Here is a 686-nt window from a genome sequence, read left to right on the forward strand (position 1 = left end):
CGCTGACCGCTGACCGCTGACCGCTGATTGATCTGACTCCATAAAAGTAGACACCTATTTAGGAGTCAGTTGTCATGAAAGTAAAAGCGTTTCGTAAACATACAGAGGAATTTAAAATAAAAGTGGTACAGGAGTCGCTAGACTCACACGGTACCGTTAAAATGACCGCTAAAAAATACGGTATTCATCCTGATATGCTGTCAAGCTGGAGAAGTAAAATGACCTCAAAAGAAGAAGCTAATCCACTTAAAAACCAAGGCCCAGAAAAATCATATAAAGACCTTGAACGTCAAGTCCATAACCTTGAGAAGCAGCTTGAGGACGCGCAGTTGGAGAACGACGTGTTAAAAAAGGCGAGGGCCTACTTCGACAGCCTAAAAGAATAAGGTTTCAATATATCCATCAGACTGCTACGGCGAAGAAAACAATAAGCAAGTTATGTGCGTTATTATCTGTCTCTAAGGCAGGGTATTACAAATGGCTGAAACAGTCGTTAAACCCTGTTACAGGAAGAAATGATTTCTTACTTCAGTTTTTAATAAAAAGAAGTAATGAAGAGCACTGCATACCTGGTTACAGAAAATTATGGGAAGCCGCCATAGCCGATGGTCATGATTGCAGTAAAGGCCGGGTGCAGCGTTTATTACAAAGCGTAGGTTATCGCTCTAAATCAGGTAAGCGTCGCG

Annotated in this window: 1 protein-coding gene; it reads left to right on the forward strand. The window is 41.7% G+C overall.

All coding sequences use genetic code 11. The features are described from left to right. Positions 1–74 precede the first annotated feature (74 nt). The gene (locus tag CWC11_RS20275) at positions 75–386 is read left to right on the forward strand and encodes a transposase (protein WP_138684131.1); all 312 of its coding nucleotides are present in this window, start codon (positions 75–77) and stop codon (positions 384–386) included. The last annotated feature ends 300 nt before the right edge of the window (positions 387–686 follow it).

It is taken from the genome of Pseudoalteromonas sp. S3178 (genome assembly GCF_005886985.1).
In the GTDB taxonomy this organism is placed as follows: domain Bacteria; phylum Pseudomonadota; class Gammaproteobacteria; order Enterobacterales; family Alteromonadaceae; genus Pseudoalteromonas; species Pseudoalteromonas carrageenovora.